The following is an 18,401-nucleotide window of genomic DNA, read 5'->3' as shown; positions in this document are numbered from 1 at the left end:
AAGATATGAATATTTTAGACAACTTAAGTAACAGAGAGTTGTCTTATTCAATCATCAGTTTGTCAGCCAGTATTTTAAAACGGCACAACGTAAGCAGCTTTAGAGATTGGTTAAAAGTTTTAAGTATGCAATAAAATCCAAGAAGGAGGTAATAATGAATGACTTTGAATATATAGACAAAGCAGTTAGTATCGTTTATATGCAAGATGATTTGCTAGCTATGCTATCATTGGTAAAAAATTTAGGTAAGGATGGTGAGCCAATATACCAATCAGCAGAGACAAGTTTAGCAAAGTTTATATCATCTTTAAAAGGTCTTGAACCAATTATCATTGGTGAAGGAGCTTCAAAAATTACTTTAGAACAGTTGCTTAAGCAGCTTGAGAATCCTCTTACAAAAGCTAAGGCATCTATTTTGTTACAACAATATCATCAAGATCTAGTGGCAAAGATTAATTTACAAACATCAACAAAACAAAAAAACACTTCTGTTAATGGTATAGGCGTTGTGTTATATAGTTACTCTTTGGTTCAGGCTTTTTATAGTGCTAAACCATTAGCCATGCTTTTAAAAGCTGTGCATACTTTAGCAATTAAGGAGAATGGTTACACTGAAGTATTAGAGAAAATTCAAAATTCAGAAAATGCACCTTATTACTTGTATGCCTTACTTATGCCTACTGAAATTATTGAAGAAAATAATAATGCTGAAGCAGAATTCTTAGAAAGGCTGGACCAACGTTATGGGCAATCAGGATTGCATAAAAAAATCAGCTCTAAGTTAAGAGGAAAAAGGTTTGAAGACGGTTATTACTATGAAATGCTTTACTATGTATTGAGTTATTTTGCTGATTTTAATAACTATATAGAGGTATACAATAAGATTTCAGAACAAATACGTGAATCTGAAAGTTATTATATCATTAGTAAAGATCTGTATCCAGAGTTCCCAAAAGCTGCACAAGGTGCTATAGATGAGAAATTAAGGTCAATTTTGGTTAACGCTGAGAATATACAAAAAAAGACAAATGAGTATTTTAAAGAGCTTAAACAAATCAAGACACATGCTGAAGCTTTGAAAGCATATAAGCGTAAAAAACTAAATGTTAGTTTAAAACAAGCTATTTTATTATCAAAATTAAATTTAGCGGTTGCTATGCTTCATGAGTTAAGTATGCGTTTATCAAAGTTAGATATTGAAATTAAGGATCAGCTATCTTTACCAAGAGAGACGGTTGTTAATACAAGGAAGCTTCCTAGATTTCAGCAGTGGTGTAGTGCATTAGATGAGTTGATGTTGCGATTAAACAATAAAAGGGATAGCTTCTCTTGCTTGGTATATCATAAAATAATGTCAGCTACTTTAGCAAGATATGATGAATTATCTAAAATTTATGACGAAATATATACAGGAACAGTTTATGATGATAAGGCTATTCGTGGCATAGTTAAAACTAAAGCAAAGATGATTGCAAGTATTGAAATGAACCCGGTCAAATTATTAAGTGATGTGTGTGATCAAAATAATGTCCAAAAGGATGATCAAGAGGCAATTAAACATTTGTTTTTAGATTTTCATAGCGAAATTCTTCCAATTACTAAAAATTGCTTGGAAGAATTTTGTTATTCATCTCCATATGGTGTAAATAAACAGTACCAACTTGCAAAGAAAGAGTCAAATCGTCATCCATTATACCCATTAATGACCATATATAGTGAATGGTATAAACTAAGGTCTTTTGTTTTATTTTTTGAGAATTTTGGTAATCATGTTAGCAGTTATTTCTTGGGGGTTGAGCAGATAAGTGGAGCTTCATTTGAAATGCTCTATAAGGATTTGGTGTACTTAAGTTATGCTTTTGGTGCAATTTATAATGAGTTTGAGCAATCAGCGCAAGCAATGTTATTAAAGTACATGGCAATTTTTACTATTGATCCAAGTAATGAAAATTACTATCTGGCATTTAAGAAGTTTGCGATTATCGAAAGTTGTATTTTTACGCATATGGCGTTCAACCCCGTATCTTTTCATGAGCTGTTAAGTAGATATATTAAAAAAGAAAAGGTAGAAATAAGCTACCAGTTTATTGAATTTATGAAAAGCTGTGAATACGGTAGAACTGGTTTTACTCTTTCTGGTTTAGATCAAGATACACAGACCTTAGCTTACCAAGCAGATGGTCAATATCAATTTGAGTTAATTGTTACAAATAATGAGTTTATAGAAGCCCAAAATGAACTTAGACAGTTATATGAACTTGGCGGGGTTCCAGCACTTACAGCAATTGCAATGGTAGTATTTATAAAAAGTTATAATGATAGATTTTTGACTCAAACGCGAGCTAAGGTTGAAAACTTTAAGGGTTTTTATACTTCAGATATTTTTGCAGCTTGGCGTAGGGCTGGCGTGAAGAGTATGGGGAAAATTCTCCGGTTAGTTAATTTAGATAATGATTACAGTAGGCTATTAAAATTACTTGAAAAGTTACAGCAATATAAAACATCGGACCTTAAGAAGAATCAAGCAAATAATTTCTTAAAGGAAAGATGTCAGCTTTTTATAAACTGTTTTATAGAGAAAACTAGATTAAACCTTGAGCAAATTAAATCAACAATTGATAATATTAACCGTATGCTGGATATGGAAGCAATTATTAAAGCGATAGGTAAATCAAAATGTAAAGAAAACTTATTACAGTCAAAAGAAGTTTTTAGTAGTTTATACCAGAAGCTTGTATATCTTGATATGTCATGTTTTTCTCAACGTTTAATTACAGGATTAAAACCATTTAAAGCTAATAGAAGATTTATTGATATGTTAGCATATTATTTGACCAAAACTTTTGCTCGTAATGAAGAGGTTGTGGTTACACGCTATAGAGATCTGCCAATGCTTGAAGGTTTTGGCAATGTTAACAAGAATGAAAATTTACAACTTGCGCTTAATACACAAGGCGAAGGTCAGATCGCTTTTCAGCCAAACTATAAGAAGGATTATGAAATTTTAGGAATTATTCACGAACGTGAATCAGGTAGAGAAATTGTGCCACGTGACACCACGAATAAATTTTATTTTTTCTTAAAGATGCTCATTAACATGTGTGAGTATTATATGGATAGTATTATTAGAATATTCGGTGATCAGTATGATAAAAAAAATTATGAGCGCTTTGATCAATTTCTAGATAAATTGTTGGAAGATTTTCAAATAGCAATTAACACGGATTTTAAGACTACCTACTTAGATAGAGTAGTTTCTGATTTGAAGCTAAATACCAAAATCATTAATTTATACGTTATATTTTCATCAGGTGCTGAAACAGATCGTTTTAAAGAAGATAACAGTGTTGATCTTCATTTTTTGCAATTATTTATTGAAGAAAGTATAGCAAGCCTTAAGGTTAGATCTTTTGATAAAGTAAAATTCTTTGATAGTTCATACTGTGAATTTAGCTTGATTGAGTGTTTCACCAAAGTCTACGATGAACTTGAATATATTTATACCTTTATGAAAGATAATGATAATTTTATTATATTATCGCGTTCAGATTTATTTGCTATATACAACTTAGAAAATGATCAGGCGTTCAATAAACGTCTTTCTAATCCAGGAGATAAACAAGCTCAGGCTTTAAAGGCCATATTTGATAGTAAAAGCACAAAGTGCTTTAAACTTAAAGATCTAAAGCGTGCGGTTGATTCTTATGAATTATACTTAACAAAGCACGTTATATTTCCTCAATACAATGAAAATACAGTTTTGCCATGTGGATTATTATGTTATGAGTATAACCAAATTATTACTATTATATACCAAGATATTCTTGAAAGAAGTCGAAATTACCAGGGACTATATAAATTTAAATGGTGGCATGTGGCGTCTTTAGGATTTGGTGCAGCTATTGATTACTTTTATACAACGAACAATCTTGCTAAAGGAATTAAAGAAATTCAAACAATAATTTCTAAAGGATCGTCGTCTAATCCTAACCAACAAATTCAAAATATTATAGCAGTTGCAAATAAGCGTCTACAAAAAACCAGTAAACGTAATGATAATGTGCGACTCCTATATGCGTTTTTAAATCGAGACTTATCTGAATATATAGCAGAAAAAACCAAACAAATTAATCTTTCTAAGACAGATTTTGAGTTTCAACGAGTATCTACGGGCAATCGAAATAGTTTTGAACGATATAAGCAAGAATTAAACAAAAAAAATACTGGTGATTTTAAAGATAAATTTAATCTTATGAATGAAAATTCAGTAAATATTGAAGTAAATGACCAATTGGTAGTCTCAATTAGCCAAAATTTAGCTCCTCTAAACTTACTTACACCAGAATTGCGATCTTCTATGGCTCTTGACATTGTGCAAGATATAGCTAGTCATAGGGTAGAGCGAGCATCATTTATTTCTAACGGTTTTGTTGATATTTGCATTGGTAAAAGGCATCAGGAAAGTGTCATTAGTTTAAACCAAGAGGGTAAGTTTATAATAAAACCTTGTCGAACAATACTTAGTAATGAAATCGAAGAAGGAAGTATACTATTGGAAATTAACCAGTTAGTAGCAATTTCAAGAAATAGTTTAATTGTCTTACCAATTAGTTTCGGAAACTGGCACTTTATGTTGCTTATGATTGATACAGTAAACAAGAAGATTTATTTTTTTGATTCATTAAATGGTAATCGAACCGAATGGGCTAAATCAAAAATTAAACTAAAAGAGACAGGCCATTATCAATTAGTTTGTTTTACTGAACCGTTCCAGGACAATAATGATTGTGGTTTTCTCGTACTTGCTTTTATAGATCAAATTTACCTTCGCAATAACCAAAGCATGAACATAATTGACTTATATAGATCAATTAAGGAAGAATATGATAGTAGCTTTCTAAGGCAATATTTTTGCCATTATGTTGGGAAACCTTATTCTGCAAATAATTGGGTATTTACGATTTAATTAAGTTAAGTTATTTTGGTAATATTATTGAAAATACTAGGTTTCTAGTTCTATGTTATTATAGTAATGATATATGCAGTCCATCTAAGGTTTTATAACCTTTATATTAAATTCTTTTCGGATATCTTTAACAGGTGTGTTTAGGTAATTATCATAATTATACCAATCCCATTTCTTAGTCATTTTAAAGGCTCTAAAAGCTGCTAAAACACAGATAGGAATATAGCCTAACGTTACAAGGTAAACTATGAATTTATATTTGTATTTCTTGAGGTAACTATTGATAACAGTTTTATAATCAACAAATTTAAAAAATTCTTTATAACCTTTAAAAGTAACATTTGAACCAATTAAAGTCCAAATATCATTTATAGCCTCTCCTCTTATTTGAAAAGGTTTTGTACCAAAAATCACATGAGTAATATCATGGTTTCTAAACCACTTACTTGCTTCATCATGACCATTATTTGCATTCAGAAAAGGGTAATTTTTATTATATTTTTCTAAACATTCCTGTAAAGTTAAAGAACAATCTTGCTTTAAATATAGCATTTATTTGAATGGTTAAGGTTTTTAATAATTATAATATATTAATATATAATTAGTTTCTATGAAATAGATATAAAGAAAAATAGAAAAAATTAAACTTTTGATTGTTTATCTTTATTGCTGCTCTTAGGTTTTGTATTTTCATCACTACAAATGTTATCATTGTCATAACAAGGGCAAGCACAATTAGAATTACAGTTATCTTTTTTGTGGTATTTTAAAGCAAACAATACAATAACCGCAGCTATAACAACTAACCAAGCATCACCATAGCTAGATCCTGGTAATATAGCTAAGATTAAGGTAATTATCTTTAATGCCACGGCAACGCCTAAAATAGTTAAAAAGACAGCTAAAGCACATTTAGCCATTTTTTTACAACACTCTTGGTTTTCTTTAAAGCAAGCTTTCATAATACTATCTCCATTATTTTACACACACTTTGATTTTACCAAGAAAAAATACTATTAGATAGTATTAACACCAGAATAGCTGTTTAAAAATTAAGCACATTTGCACTTATAATTATTATGATTGTTGTATGAATTAACTACTATCTATATATTATTTAATAGTATAGATATAAATGTTGAGCTTGAAAACATGAAAGAGTTTAGTAAAAAAAACCATACTCCTTTTTTAGAAAAGAATTACCACAATTTATTATCTAACCCTGTAGATCATTATCTTAGAGGTGTAACAGCATCTTTAAAAGCTTATCCTGCTATTTTGCTTGCTGAGGAACAGCCTAATTCTATTAAAAACGGTATTAGATTATTGAAAAAATTAAGTGATAATAAACGCATAGGTCATGCTACAGCGAAAAAATTTTGGTCAATAGTAGGGGATTCAAAAGTACTAGAGTATTACGAATTAGTTAAGAATGCTAATGAAGGAGCTAAAGTACTATTTGCTAATAATTTCGACTTAACTAGTATTTTAGCTGAGATTTTAAATATTTCAGGAAACTCGGCATTAGAGTTACTTAAAAGCATAGGACTTGGTGAAATAGGAGCATTTGCTCTTGATCTGACTATTCCTGATTGCTGGGGGACTTTGATTGGTGTTAGTTTATCAGTTTGTTTACTTGGGCTTGATTTTGGCAGCTGTGCTGTAGCTGGTATGGCAGCTGATGCCGTTAAGAGCACTAAAAAAGTTTATGACTACACTAAAAAAGGCCTTGAAATTGGTGGCGCTGCTCTTAACCATAATTTGATGCTTCAAGTCTTAATATGTAAGATGCTAAATGGAATTATTAAATATAAACCTGCTGATATGCCTTCTAGAATATGCGTGGATATTGTTGATATGGTACTTTTCCTTCTTTCAAACATGAATGGAGTGTATATAGGATCATACTCATTGTTTGAGCTTTTAATGGTTAATAAGCTTAATTTTATTAGCACAGCTCGTGACAATAAGGTTGATGCTTATATAATGAAACTTTATAAAGAGTTTCAAAAAAAATCTGAAGTATTAAATCGTGTTGTAAATATAAAAGAGATTGATGAAGTTATGAAAATTAGACAATCTTTTTTTCAAAATCGTTTTAGTAATTTAGAAAGTCATTACGTCTCTATCAGAAACGCTGCTACAGATGATAAGATAAAAGCGCAAGCTAAAAACAAAAATAATTCTGTCATTACACAACCTGATGAAGTTTCAATGAAAATAGCAGCTTCATACCTAACTATTCAGACAATTTTCAAGGAAACGTTAATAATAGAAGAAAGACGTATAGCATTAAGTGGTAAAATTCCTATTGAAAAAATTAATAATAGTTCCGACAAACTTTGCAGCAAAGTGTTTGATGCATTAGATGAAGTTGATAATTTATTGCTATATTATCGAACTCAAAGTACTAATATTAGAAGATTACTTGACAAAATTTCTGGAGATTGCAAAAAGCTTAGAGCTTTATTAGCCCAGGCACAAAAAGTTGGAATCAACCGTAGATTTATAAATAATACAGCAGAGGATAAACGTTTAGGAAATTTGAAACAACAAATTGACACAATGACAAGAATTGATGATCAAAAAAATAGAGTTCGATTAGACGGTATGGGATTGGCTACAGAATCTCTAGATTACAAAAAAGTAATCCACAATGGTAAAACGGTATTCGAACGTAGAAATAATACTTTAAAAATGAATCAAATAACCCAACATAGTCAATGCCAAGCATTTGATAATTTACTAAATGGTAGTTATGGTGAATATATTAAAAACAGTTCGAATTCAAATGATAGTATTGGTAACTTCGTTAAACAAATAGGAGATTCTCTGGGTGATGAAAGCAATATTGATAAATATTATCAGTATGGAAAGGCGATAACTTCAACTATACCCAGAATTAAATATAAAGCTATTGATTATTCCAGAGTTTCTGAGCTTCAGATTCTTAGCAGAGCAGCACTAACTTGCTTTTGGAGATCTGAAAGTGAGTTTTCGTTGAGATTTATTTTTTGGCATTATTGTGTTTGTACAAGAACGGATATAGATGATATTTCAAATAAATTTCTTAATGATAAAACAGCAATAGTACACAAGATATTTTCTGATAGCTTATATAATAAATTTAAAATCGCAACATCTAATTTTGAGTATTAAATTTTATATTATCAGTACCGGAGTTATAAAATTGGTGTTAAATAGTATTATAAAAACTATTGAATGAAACTACTAATTTTGTAGAAAGTTAAGCTGATAGTTTTTAGTGCATTAAAACAGTAGGTATTTTTATAATATACCTGCTATAGAAGTTATAAGTATTGTGTTATATTGTAGTTTTATGTGTTTAAAATTAATCCATATGAATAAAATTTCAAAAGATGATCATCAAATTTTATTAAAGATGCAAAGCTTATATAAAGAGTTAGGCTTGGATTTTCCAGAAAAATATAAAGTAGGTGGGGCAAGAAAAAAATGTTTTTCTACCGAATACTATATGAGTAATGAAATTGTTAATATTGATGCTTTAAGGAAAATTGCAAAGTTCAAACTGCATCTTCATAGTAATAATCCTTATTCACAATATAATAAAATAACAGAAACAGTTTTAAGACATTTGTGTAAACTATTGAGAGAGTATGTAAATAGATCTATTGGTCATAGGGCTGACCTGGTTAGATATTTACTTATATATGAAAATATTGATGCAATTTTGGCATTAAGTCAGTCTGATATGACACCTAGTTCGATGAAGCAAATTATGTCTCGATGTTTGCTTTATAAACAACTTGGTTATTGTGAGAGATTTTTTTATGCAGGGATTTTAAGTACAGAATTTGCAAACACGTTTAAAAAGATATATGAAGAGATCAGAGTTTTAATTTTTGAACTTCTTGTGGATTTTATTAACCAAAGTCATGTAGAGAAAATAGGAAGTTTAATTAATATATTAACAACATATCGAGAATATCTCTTTCTTTATTGTACATCTGGTGACATGCTTTCGCTTGAAGAAGAGGAAAATAATGATTTAGATGTTAATCATCTTAAAGTTTATTTAAATCAAACGATGCTTGGTGCATTTTCTTTATCAGAAAATAGAAGTAAAAATAGATATTTAAATATGGTGAGGTTCACGAAACAATTGGTTCAAATAATAGAGAGAGAATTTCACATAAAATTTATTTCTATTGGCACTAGTAATTATAGTCTAAAAGATATTACTGAATCGCATAATCATATTAGATATATAACAGCTAATATTTGTAAAAGCTATGATGACTTTGCAAAAAATTGCGTATATAAAGGACTCTCGGAAAAATACATGTTTAAAGAGTCACGAGATTTAAGGGATCAGAATATATTTATAGGTAATAAAAATGGTTTAAAAGGAGTTGTATTTTCAGACTTGTTATTGGCCTATTTCTGTAACGGTTTTTTAATATCTTCATCACTAGGCAATTTAATTGATGGCTCTATAAAGTCGGGATTTATCGATGAGGTGTTACAAAAAAGATCAGATAAACATAAATTTTCTAAAATGATCCAAGATTTTATAACACCCTTAATAATTTTACTTAGGAACTATATCGTTATTTCAACTATTTTAATTGAGCTCAAACTATATAAAGATTTCTATATACACCATGGTGAGCAGTCTCGGGAAAACTTAAATAAGCTATTCATAAATCTCTCAACCGATATTCAAAAAGTGTTAAACAATACGAGAGATAATATGTTAAAGGTAAAAGATTATTTAATTGAAGAAACGCTTGTACCCCACAAATCTAGAGAAATGAATTCTATTTTTAATCAATTGAATGTTGGCGAATCATCTTATGTTTCTAGTATTTTAAAAGAGTCTGAAAGTGTATGTATACAGAACGATATGATTAGTAAGGGTGAGTTGTTAGACTTTAAACAATTTTTTATATCAGCAAGAAATAATAAAGATATATTTTCTACTTTATCTCTATTTGGGATGAGGATAAAAGATTATAATAACTTCCATCAAAATATAAGCCCAGATATGAATGAGAAAATTCAAAAGTGGGTAAATGGGAGTAATCAAGTAATTTACTATACTATGAAAGTTTTTCTCGAGCAAGTACAGTTCACTAAAAAGCAAATTGATAATAAAAAAAGCGATGAAGAAAATATAGATATTAACGCCTTAGATGAGAATATTAATATTAATGTCGCATACTTTATTAATTAAATAATTAATATTTAAAATAAAAATAATTGATAATTTGTTATAAGATAATATTTTAAATAAAGAGGCAAATTATGGCAAAACTAAATGAAAACCAATTTAATACGTTAAACCGTATATTCAGATATTATGAACAAAGTAACATTAATGTAGATAAAGAGAAATATGGGATTGACTTAACACCCCATAGAATGTTTAGTTTTTTTCTAATCGGGGAGTTTGGACCAAAAAGATGGTATAGTTATTCAAATGATTTAACACAAGAAAACCTTAAAAAAGCACGACTGGAGGGTAGGTCAAAATTGATAGAAGACCCTCATGGAAACTTTACATCTCTTGCGATAACTGCCTCAAACATATTTCAGAACTATTTCCATGCACATGACTCAGAATGGCTTACTTCTCCAGATATTATAAGAGGGATTGTGGCGCAAATAGAGCTGGAGTGGATAAAGAGCAAATTATGTAGATATCAATACTCTAATTATGCATTACTAGAAATAGCTAAGCGAATTAAATTTTATACAAGTCTAGAAACTGATGAGTATTTTTATCAAGGGAGATCAAAAAGGTTTATTGAAGTAATAAGACAAGTTAAAAAAAATTCTATCCTTGTATTAAAAGAATCTATGTTAAATTATTATAACTATGGAAAAGTGAAACAATTTAAAGATATAAAAAGAGTTGCCACATATAATAATGAGATAATACTAACTATTATAACATCAGATGAATTGCAGAATGCTCATGACGGCCGCTACCAAGAGTTAATAGAATTTATTTTTAATACCTCTAGAGAGATTTCAAACATGCATATTATTGATGATTTAATCAATAAAAAGGGACATGGTGATCATATACCATCAGGTGGGATGAACCGTTTAATTTTTAACAAAATTAAAAAAACCAGTAAAGAAGATTTAGTAATTAGCTTTTTATCTAAATGTGAAGACACCTTAAATAAAGCATTATTGAAACTAGATAACATCAAAAAGTATGCATTAAGTAAAAAGACTACAGGATACACCACAACGCAATTAAGGGCGGGAAATTTTGCCCTTCCTTTAAATGGAAATTTGATTCCTGATAGGTCATATCACCACTCAGGGCTAAAGAAAAAGCAGTATTTTGATCAACAATCATTAGAAGCACTATTAGATATTCATAAAGCGTTTTTAGTGTGTACTTTTATACATTCTATTTCCTCTGCGATAGAATGCTATTTAGAAATATGTGGTGAAATTAACTTTAATGCTAATGAAGAATTTAGGAATACTGTTTGTGGTTTTTTAAGTAAAGCTACGAATGTATTGCTTTATGAAATAAATCCAAGCAAAGCTTTAGATGAGTTGATTTATACTTTTGTAAGGAATAACGGAGATAGTGAGTTCTTATCTGCCGCTAAAAGAAAGATATCTATCGCCCCTGGGTTTAATTCTAATGGATCATTGCATTTACTAAAGGAGCTAATATCTTTGTTGTCAGACATTAAAAAGTATAGAAAAAATATTAATACCTCTGGAGCTGAAATCGGTGAAATTAGTAGTTTCATTAAAGAACATGGAGGTTATCTACACAACAACCCTATAAACGATGAATTAATAGATATAATTCATACCAATGGCACTCCTACTGATGTGACAATGCTTTTTGGAGCATCAGCTGCGTTGGCATATGTAATTTATAAAACATCATCAATTACAAGTTTCTTATAATTTGAAGCTTAGGCCGCGTAAAGAAAAACGCTAAAATATGATTTAAACCGGTAGTTGTAAAGGCAAATTTGTCTTTAATTGTCTTTATAGTGAGTTTTAAGCTTGGTCTGGTTCCAAGCCTCCATAGTTGCTTTAGATGGAGCAACACCTTCATAGTTTTTAGATGGGTTAGCATACATTTCAAGGTAATAGTAAAGGCTACCATTCTGTTTCTTATTTGGAAGCAAGAGAGCAGCATTTTTATAGCTTTCTATAAATATCTCTTTAATGCTAGCTATATTATTACAGTAAGATATGATATCGCCTTCATTTGTTAGTGAAAAGGTATAATCGTAACTATTGCTTAGGTACGTTGTAAGCATTTCGATATAAAATTTAAGTAAAACAGCTCGAGTTTGTCCAGTTACCCCATGTCGATTAATAAAACCATATCCTTTTGATGCGGTAGCTATTGCTAGTAGCTCTCCAATTAGTCCAGCTGCCATTTTGGTAATAACACCAGGTGGAAATACCGATTGCAGCATTTGTAAAGATCCTGTGGGATTTGAGCCACCCATTAATGAGGTTATCTCATCTCTTATATGTGTCTCAAAAGAACCAAAAGCAAAAGTTTGAGCTTGTTTTTTTGTTATCCCAATTGCTCCAGACCCTGTGGTAGGGGAATCGGTCTTCTCTTTGTATTTTGCTTGATAGGCGATAATTGCTTCGCAGATCAGATGTTTGATTTTAAAAGTATCTGTTATGTTTTTAAAAGATGTTTTTATGGCTTCAGATGCATCTTTTCCAACCACTAAATTGAGGTGATTATCTAAAATGTCTTTATTTTGTATGTACCGCTCGATTTTTTTATTTAGGTCTATGTAATACTCATATTTTTCATTTCCAAGTAAGACTTTAATTTTATTTTTAAACTGAGGTTCTTCACATAGAAAAGCCCATAGTTTATCAGTGTCGCTTATCCTTGCAATAAATCTGAAATCAAAATCTGAGCTATCACTCAAATATTTATAATTAGGGTCAGAAAATTTATTTAGAGATATGCCCACGACCCTAAAAAGGCCTCCAGTGATCTTAGGTTGTAAGGTGTCAGGGGTGAGGTAGCATTTGAGTAGATTCTCCATATTTAAATAGTCGTTATATGGACTAGTTGCTATGCTTGCATTATGGAATATCGCTAAGGCAATGAAAGAATAGTGTGAGGTTATATATCTTCTTTTATTGTTATCTTCTTCATTATTGCTTAATTTAAGAAGGGTGTTGCCAAAGTTTTTAAAAAAATCCTTTAAAGCAGCTCGGTCGGCACTATCATGATCGCGCATACGAATTAAAGCAGCTTTAATATTATTGGCTTTTTCAACCTCTATTGAGGTGATATCGTTGGTATGTACGCTTTGATTCTTTTGTAAGAAAAGATTACCAAGGTTACTACTGATGATGTTCTTACTACTTTGTAGTTTATATAGACCATTAAAATTGTCAATGCCTTTTAAAAAAGCCTCGATTAGAGCCTCTTCTGATATGATTTTTGGGATATCAGGTTGTGCCATGTTATTTCCCCTCCATGGTTGCATTTTACATACTTTAGATGTTAAATTTTATTATATTTTATATAATTTTTACTATGGTTATTATCAAGTTTCTCATATGGAGTTGAATTGTCAATTCTATTATGTGTTTTTACTGATTTAGGGGTTGAGTTACGTGAAAGAGAAATTGTTTAAGGCATAGTTGAAATGATGGTTTAATAAGAGGTTGATCAGAATCTTTTTAAAAGAAAAGTTAACGATCTGTATAATCTATAATCAAAACTTATGAGTATTGATTTCAAAATGAATCAGCTATAGATATTGGTTAGAGAGGCTTACTAAAAGCATATTTTTTCACAATTTTACCGCCAATAAGATGCTTTTGGATTATCTCTTCGAGAACTTCTGGGGTACATGAGTGATACCAAACATTATCTGGGTGAACTACAGCTATAGGTCCGTTTTGACAGATCCTTAAACAGTGGGTTTTAGACCTGTAAATGTGTCCATTTTGTGATAGTTTTAGCTCTTTAAGTCTTTTTTTTAAAAATTCCCAGGATTCTAAAGAGGTTTTGGCAGAGCAGCATTTTTGCCTTTCTTGATCACAACATAAGAATATATGTTTTTGAATGTTACTAAGTCCAAGATTTTTTGCTTTATCTTTCAAAGATAAACCCATAACTGTGTCTCCAAAATAGGTTTTTTCTGATAATATTATTTATGCAAATGTTAACATGTGGAGTGAAAATGGAGAAGAATATTTCTAACGAGATATTAGAAGAACTTGCAAAAACGCATATTAAAGATGTCAAAAGTAAGAGAAGATGGCGAATATTTGTACGTAGTGTAATAGTTTTGCTAGTAATACTAGTAATAGTACCAAATTTGTTTTTTTCACCTAAAGAGCTAGGCCCGCATGTGGCATTAGTCAAAGTTGACGGTGTAATAGCAGCTGATTCTCAGGCGAGCGCTCAGAGAATAAATAAAAGTTTGGACAATGCTTATGAAAGTAAGATGACAAAAGCTGTAGTTGTAGAAGTCAACAGCCCAGGAGGTTCACCAGTACAGTCTGATGAGATATACTCACACATGCAATACCTTCAAAAAAAATATCCTGAAAAGCCACTGTATGCAGTGTGTACTGATGTATGTGCTAGTGGAGGGTATTATATAGCAGCAGGAGCAAAAAATATTTATGTCAATAAAATGACTATTACAGGTTCAGTAGGGGTAATAGGAAATAGTTTTGGTTTTACTGGTTTAATAGATAAATTAGGTATAGAGCGAAGGGTATATATTTCGGGTAAAAATAAAAATTTCTTAGATCCATTTTCTCCGCAAAAAACAGACCAAGTAGAAGATTATCAAAAGCTTTTAGATCAAAGCCATCAGGTATTTATAGATGCAGTTTTAAGATCAAGAGGAAACAGATTAAAAGATAAGTCTAAGGAAACTACTTTTTCTGGGCAACCATTTAGTGGTATAGAAGCAGAAAAAATAGGCTTAGTGGATGGTTTTGCATCTATAGATCAGTTAAAATATGAAAAATTGGATGGTATGGATATTGTTGATTATACTCAACCTTTAGATTTTTTAACGAAAATATCAAACAAGTTAACTAATGGAGTCTATTATAAAGCATTATTGGAGAATAGCTTTAGTTTGAAATAAAGTAGTTAAAATGTTGAAACATTGTTTAACCATGATTATAATCGGTAAATATCAAGGTTTAAGTTTCAAGCTAAAAAAGAATAAGGAAAGACGGTTATGAAAAAAACAATTATAGGTGCAGCGATTGCGGGTAGTCTAATATTTTCTGCTACGATAGCTATGGCAGGCGGGGTTGGATTTGCTAATGTACAAGATATTTTCGAAACATCTCCGCTAGGGAAAGCAAAAGTTGTTGCTGATGAGAAAAAATTAAAGCCTCAGATGGATGAGCTTAAGCAGAATATCACAGCTTTACAGGATAAAGTGAACTCTTACACAGAAGAAAAAGATCAAGTAGAATCTGATGAGGCAAAAGGTGATACTAAAGATGCAGCAAGTGCAGGTCAGCAAGAAAATGCTGATAAACAACAAGCACAAGCTGATCTACAAAAAGCTATGAAAGAGTATCAAGACCTTATGGCTCAAGTTCAAAAGATGGCTTCTGATGATGCTGATGCATTTAAGGATGCTCTAACTAAAGCCTCCGCAGAGGTTGCTAAAGATAATCAATTAGATGCGATTTTACCAGCTGAGATGAGTTTATACAACGTTGATAGTATAGATGTAACTAAAGAAGTAATTGCAAAAATGCAATAATCTATCTATTTTTTAATTAGAATAACAATTCTTTAAAATCTTCTATATGCCCAAAACTTCTTTTTTTTGTATCTAAAGGTATGTATAATCTTAGTCCAGGTATATTTTAATTATTAACAATAAGTATGGAAAATCTAGGTTACTTTGTATCACAAAATTTGTTTTTTTGTGTATCTTTTATTCTTGTTTTGGCGATATATATAGTTTTTGAGCTAACTCAGTCTAAAAAATCTCAATATAATCTTTCAGCAGTAGAAGCAGTTGCTACTGTAAATAGAAACAAAGGAATATATTTAGATATAAGAGATTATGAGCAATATAGTAAAGCTCATATTATAGGAGCTCAGAATATCAATATTAATGATCTGGCGGATAAGCATAAAAAGTTAGCTAAGAGCAAAACAAAGCCAATAGTTATCTATGGTGATCAAGCAGAAAAAGCTATGCAATTATTACGTAAGGAAGGTTTTGAGCAAGTATATGTTTTAAAAGATGGCTTAAAAGCATGGTTACAAGCTAGCTACCCGGTGAAATCTTTAAGTTAGAATAAAAATACTAAATAAAAAATAAGGATCATAAAATGGATCAACAAACACAGCCACAATTTCAAATCCAAAAAGTTTATGTAAAGGATCTTTCTTTTTCTGTACCAAACGCCGATAAAATATGGACAACACAGTGGAGACCACAATTACATACTGATCTGAAAATTGCAGCAGAGAAATTACCAGAAGAAAATACTTATGAGAGTGTACTAACGGTAGAAGTAAAAGTTGAAAATGATGGAGTTATTGCTTTTGAAGTAGAAGTTAAACAAGCAGGCATTTTTACAGTTTCTAATATGCAAGACCCACAGATAGAACATGCTAAATACTCTTTTTGTCCAAATATACTTTATCACTATGCACGTGAAGCTATTTCGGACTTGGTAGTTAGTGGTGGTTTTCCACAACTTTGTTTGTCAGCAGTAAACTTTGATGCAATGTATCAGGATTCTTTGAAGTCTAGTGACAGCACTAAGCAACACTAAGGGAGTCGAAAAATGAGTAAAGAAAAGGCTTTAGAATCAGCATTAGCACAAATTGAAAAGCAGTTTGGTAAAGGCTCAATTATGAAGTTGGGAGACCAGCAGACAGCACATGATATTGATGTAATCCCATCGGGAATTATAGCATTAGATGTGGCTCTAGGAATCGGTGGTTACCCAAAGGGACGTGTAGTAGAAATATATGGACACGAATCTTCTGGCAAGACAACTCTTACTCTTCTTGCAATAGCACAATGCCAAAAACAAGGTGGTACAGCAGCTTTTATTGATGCTGAGCATGCTCTTGATCCTAAATACGCTAAGCTATTGGGGGTTGATATTGATAACCTAATAGTGTCCCAACCAGATACTGGTGAACAAGCTTTAGAAATTACTGATATGCTTGTACGTTCTGGCGGGGTGGATATAGTTATCGTTGATTCTGTAGCAGCACTGACTCCAAAAGCAGAAATTGAAGGTGATATGGGAGACTCTCATATGGGATTACAGGCTAGATTGATGTCGCAGGCTTTGAGAAAGCTTACAGCTCATATTAAACGCTCAAATACTTTGGTAATGTTTATTAACCAAATCCGTATGAAAATAGGGGTAATGTTTGGTAACCCTGAAACTACAACTGGTGGTAATGCTTTGAAATTCTATTCTTCTGTTAGATTAGAAGTTAGAAAAGGCGGGTCACTAAAAGACGGAGCAGATATTAGTGGAAATGAGATTAAAGTAAAAGTAGTTAAAAATAAAGTTGCTCCTCCATTTAAACAGGCTGAGTTTGAGTTGGTGTATGGAGAGGGTATATCTTTAGAAGCAGAACTTGTTGATCTTGGTGCTAAATACGATATTATTGAAAAATCTGGTGCTTGGTATAGCTATAATGGTAAAAAAATAGGTCAAGGTAAAGAGAAAGCTAAAGATTATCTAAGAGAGAATACAGCAGAACGTGATGAAATAGAAAAGTCTATTCTAGAATTGCTCTTGCCGCAGAAGTACTCTACAGATGTGTCTCAAAATGAGTCTAACAAAGAGGATTTAATTACTTCTGATAAGCCTCTGAAGGACAAAAGTAAACCTAAGAAAGATAAAGAAATTTTAAATTCTCAGGATGAACTTCAAGAGGATCATACCCTTCAAAATGAGCTTATCTAGAGAGAAAAACTATCTTTTATGCCTTCTTGCTAAGCAAGATTATTCACGTAAGCAGCTTTTTGATAAACTCTACAAAAGAGCAAATATCTTGCAAGAGCAAATAGAAGATTTGCTAGACGAATTTGAACAAAATAATTGGGTATCAGATAAGCGTTTTGCAGAGATTTTTGTCAATAGTGAAATAGACAAATTAAGAGGGAGAAAAAGGATTGTAAATGCAGCTGTATATCAAAAAGGTTTGCCTCAAGAGCTGGTAGAAGGCTTTCTGACTCTTTTGAATGTTGATTGGTTTAAGTTATGCAAGAAATGTTTATACAAGAAATATAAGGATTTTGAAATGTTGCAGATAGATCCAAAATTAAAACAAAAAGCTATAAACTACTTAATATACAATGGGTTTAGTTATGATGAGATACATTACGTCATAACTACCAATACTTAAAAAAAAGTATGCTTTTTATTATAAATTACTTATAAATTTGTT

At 30.9% G+C, this 18,401-nt stretch carries 14 protein-coding genes; 10 read left to right on the top strand and 4 right to left on the bottom strand.

What is annotated here, in order from left to right; all coding sequences use genetic code 11:
- Positions 1 to 154 precede the first annotated feature (154 nt).
- The gene (locus SD28_RS01125) at positions 155 to 4,966 is read left to right on the top strand and encodes a hypothetical protein (RefSeq protein WP_039123265.1); all 4,812 of its coding nucleotides are present in this window, start codon (positions 155 to 157) and stop codon (positions 4,964 to 4,966) included.
- A gap of 84 nt (positions 4,967 to 5,050) precedes the next feature.
- On the opposite strand, the gene SD28_RS01120 is transcribed toward SD28_RS01125, so the two are convergent.
- Together SD28_RS01120 and SD28_RS01115 are read right to left on the bottom strand one after the other, a co-directional pair.
- A complete protein-coding gene (locus SD28_RS01120; RefSeq protein ID WP_039123263.1) occupies positions 5,051 to 5,518 on the bottom strand; it encodes a hypothetical protein in 468 nt (155 codons plus the stop codon).
- Between the two features lie 89 nt (positions 5,519 to 5,607).
- Positions 5,608 to 5,928 carry a hypothetical protein gene (locus SD28_RS01115; RefSeq protein ID WP_052251847.1) on the bottom strand — a complete coding sequence of 107 codons (321 nt, stop codon included), beginning with the start codon at positions 5,926 to 5,928 and terminating at the stop codon, positions 5,608 to 5,610.
- A 190-nt stretch (positions 5,929 to 6,118) separates the two neighbouring features.
- Here SD28_RS01115 and SD28_RS01110 point away from each other — a divergent pair, with 190 nt between their 5' ends.
- The 3 genes from SD28_RS01110 to SD28_RS01100 all read left to right on the top strand — a co-directional run bounded on the left by SD28_RS01110 (position 6,119) and on the right by SD28_RS01100 (position 11,896).
- A complete protein-coding gene (locus tag SD28_RS01110) occupies positions 6,119 to 8,125 on the top strand; it encodes a hypothetical protein (RefSeq protein WP_039123261.1) in 2,007 nt (668 codons plus the stop codon).
- Between the two features lie 202 nt (positions 8,126 to 8,327).
- Positions 8,328 to 10,184 (top strand): hypothetical protein, encoded by a 1,857-nt coding sequence (locus tag SD28_RS01105; protein ID WP_157698612.1) that lies wholly within the window; start codon positions 8,328 to 8,330, stop codon positions 10,182 to 10,184.
- Positions 10,185 to 10,255: 71 nt separating this feature from the next.
- Positions 10,256 to 11,896 (top strand): hypothetical protein, encoded by a 1,641-nt coding sequence (locus SD28_RS01100; RefSeq protein WP_039123256.1) that lies wholly within the window; start codon positions 10,256 to 10,258, stop codon positions 11,894 to 11,896.
- A gap of 74 nt (positions 11,897 to 11,970) precedes the next feature.
- On the opposite strand, the gene SD28_RS01095 is transcribed toward SD28_RS01100, so the two are convergent.
- Both SD28_RS01095 and SD28_RS01090 read right to left on the bottom strand, forming a co-directional pair.
- Positions 11,971 to 13,443: a hypothetical protein gene (locus tag SD28_RS01095; RefSeq protein WP_039123254.1), complete on the bottom strand. Its 1,473-nt coding sequence runs from the start codon at positions 13,441 to 13,443 to the stop codon at positions 11,971 to 11,973.
- Between the two features lie 304 nt (positions 13,444 to 13,747).
- Complete coding sequence (locus tag SD28_RS01090; protein WP_039123252.1) at positions 13,748 to 14,101, bottom strand: (2Fe-2S) ferredoxin domain-containing protein; 354 nt, start codon at positions 14,099 to 14,101, stop codon at positions 13,748 to 13,750.
- Positions 14,102 to 14,169: 68 nt separating this feature from the next.
- On the opposite strand from SD28_RS01090, the gene SD28_RS01085 reads away from it, so the two are divergent.
- The 6 genes from SD28_RS01085 (at position 14,170) to SD28_RS01060 (ending at position 18,359) form a co-directional block, all read left to right on the top strand.
- A complete protein-coding gene (locus SD28_RS01085) occupies positions 14,170 to 15,093 on the top strand; it encodes a S49 family peptidase (RefSeq protein WP_039123251.1) in 924 nt (307 codons plus the stop codon).
- Between the two features lie 96 nt (positions 15,094 to 15,189).
- Positions 15,190 to 15,729, top strand: coding sequence for an OmpH family outer membrane protein (locus tag SD28_RS01080; protein ID WP_039123246.1), 540 nt, complete (start codon positions 15,190 to 15,192; stop codon positions 15,727 to 15,729).
- A gap of 125 nt (positions 15,730 to 15,854) precedes the next feature.
- Positions 15,855 to 16,274 (top strand): rhodanese-like domain-containing protein, encoded by a 420-nt coding sequence (locus SD28_RS01075; RefSeq protein WP_039123245.1) that lies wholly within the window; start codon positions 15,855 to 15,857, stop codon positions 16,272 to 16,274.
- A gap of 35 nt (positions 16,275 to 16,309) precedes the next feature.
- A complete protein-coding gene (gene secB / locus SD28_RS01070) occupies positions 16,310 to 16,759 on the top strand; it encodes a protein-export chaperone SecB (protein ID WP_039123243.1) in 450 nt (149 codons plus the stop codon).
- A 12-nt stretch (positions 16,760 to 16,771) separates the two neighbouring features.
- Complete coding sequence (gene recA, locus SD28_RS01065; RefSeq protein WP_052251846.1) at positions 16,772 to 17,917, top strand: recombinase RecA; 1,146 nt, start codon at positions 16,772 to 16,774, stop codon at positions 17,915 to 17,917.
- Positions 17,904 to 18,359: a regulatory protein RecX gene (locus SD28_RS01060; RefSeq protein ID WP_039123239.1), complete on the top strand. Its 456-nt coding sequence runs from the start codon at positions 17,904 to 17,906 to the stop codon at positions 18,357 to 18,359. Before recA ends, SD28_RS01060 begins: the two co-directional genes overlap by 14 nt.
- The last annotated feature ends 42 nt before the right edge of the window (positions 18,360 to 18,401 follow it).

It is taken from the genome of Allofrancisella guangzhouensis (genome assembly GCF_000815225.1).
Taxonomy (GTDB): Bacteria; Pseudomonadota; Gammaproteobacteria; order Francisellales; family Francisellaceae; genus Francisella; species Francisella guangzhouensis.
The sequence above is the reverse complement of the archived record's forward strand: the minus strand, read 5'-3'. Positions and strand labels throughout refer to the sequence as shown.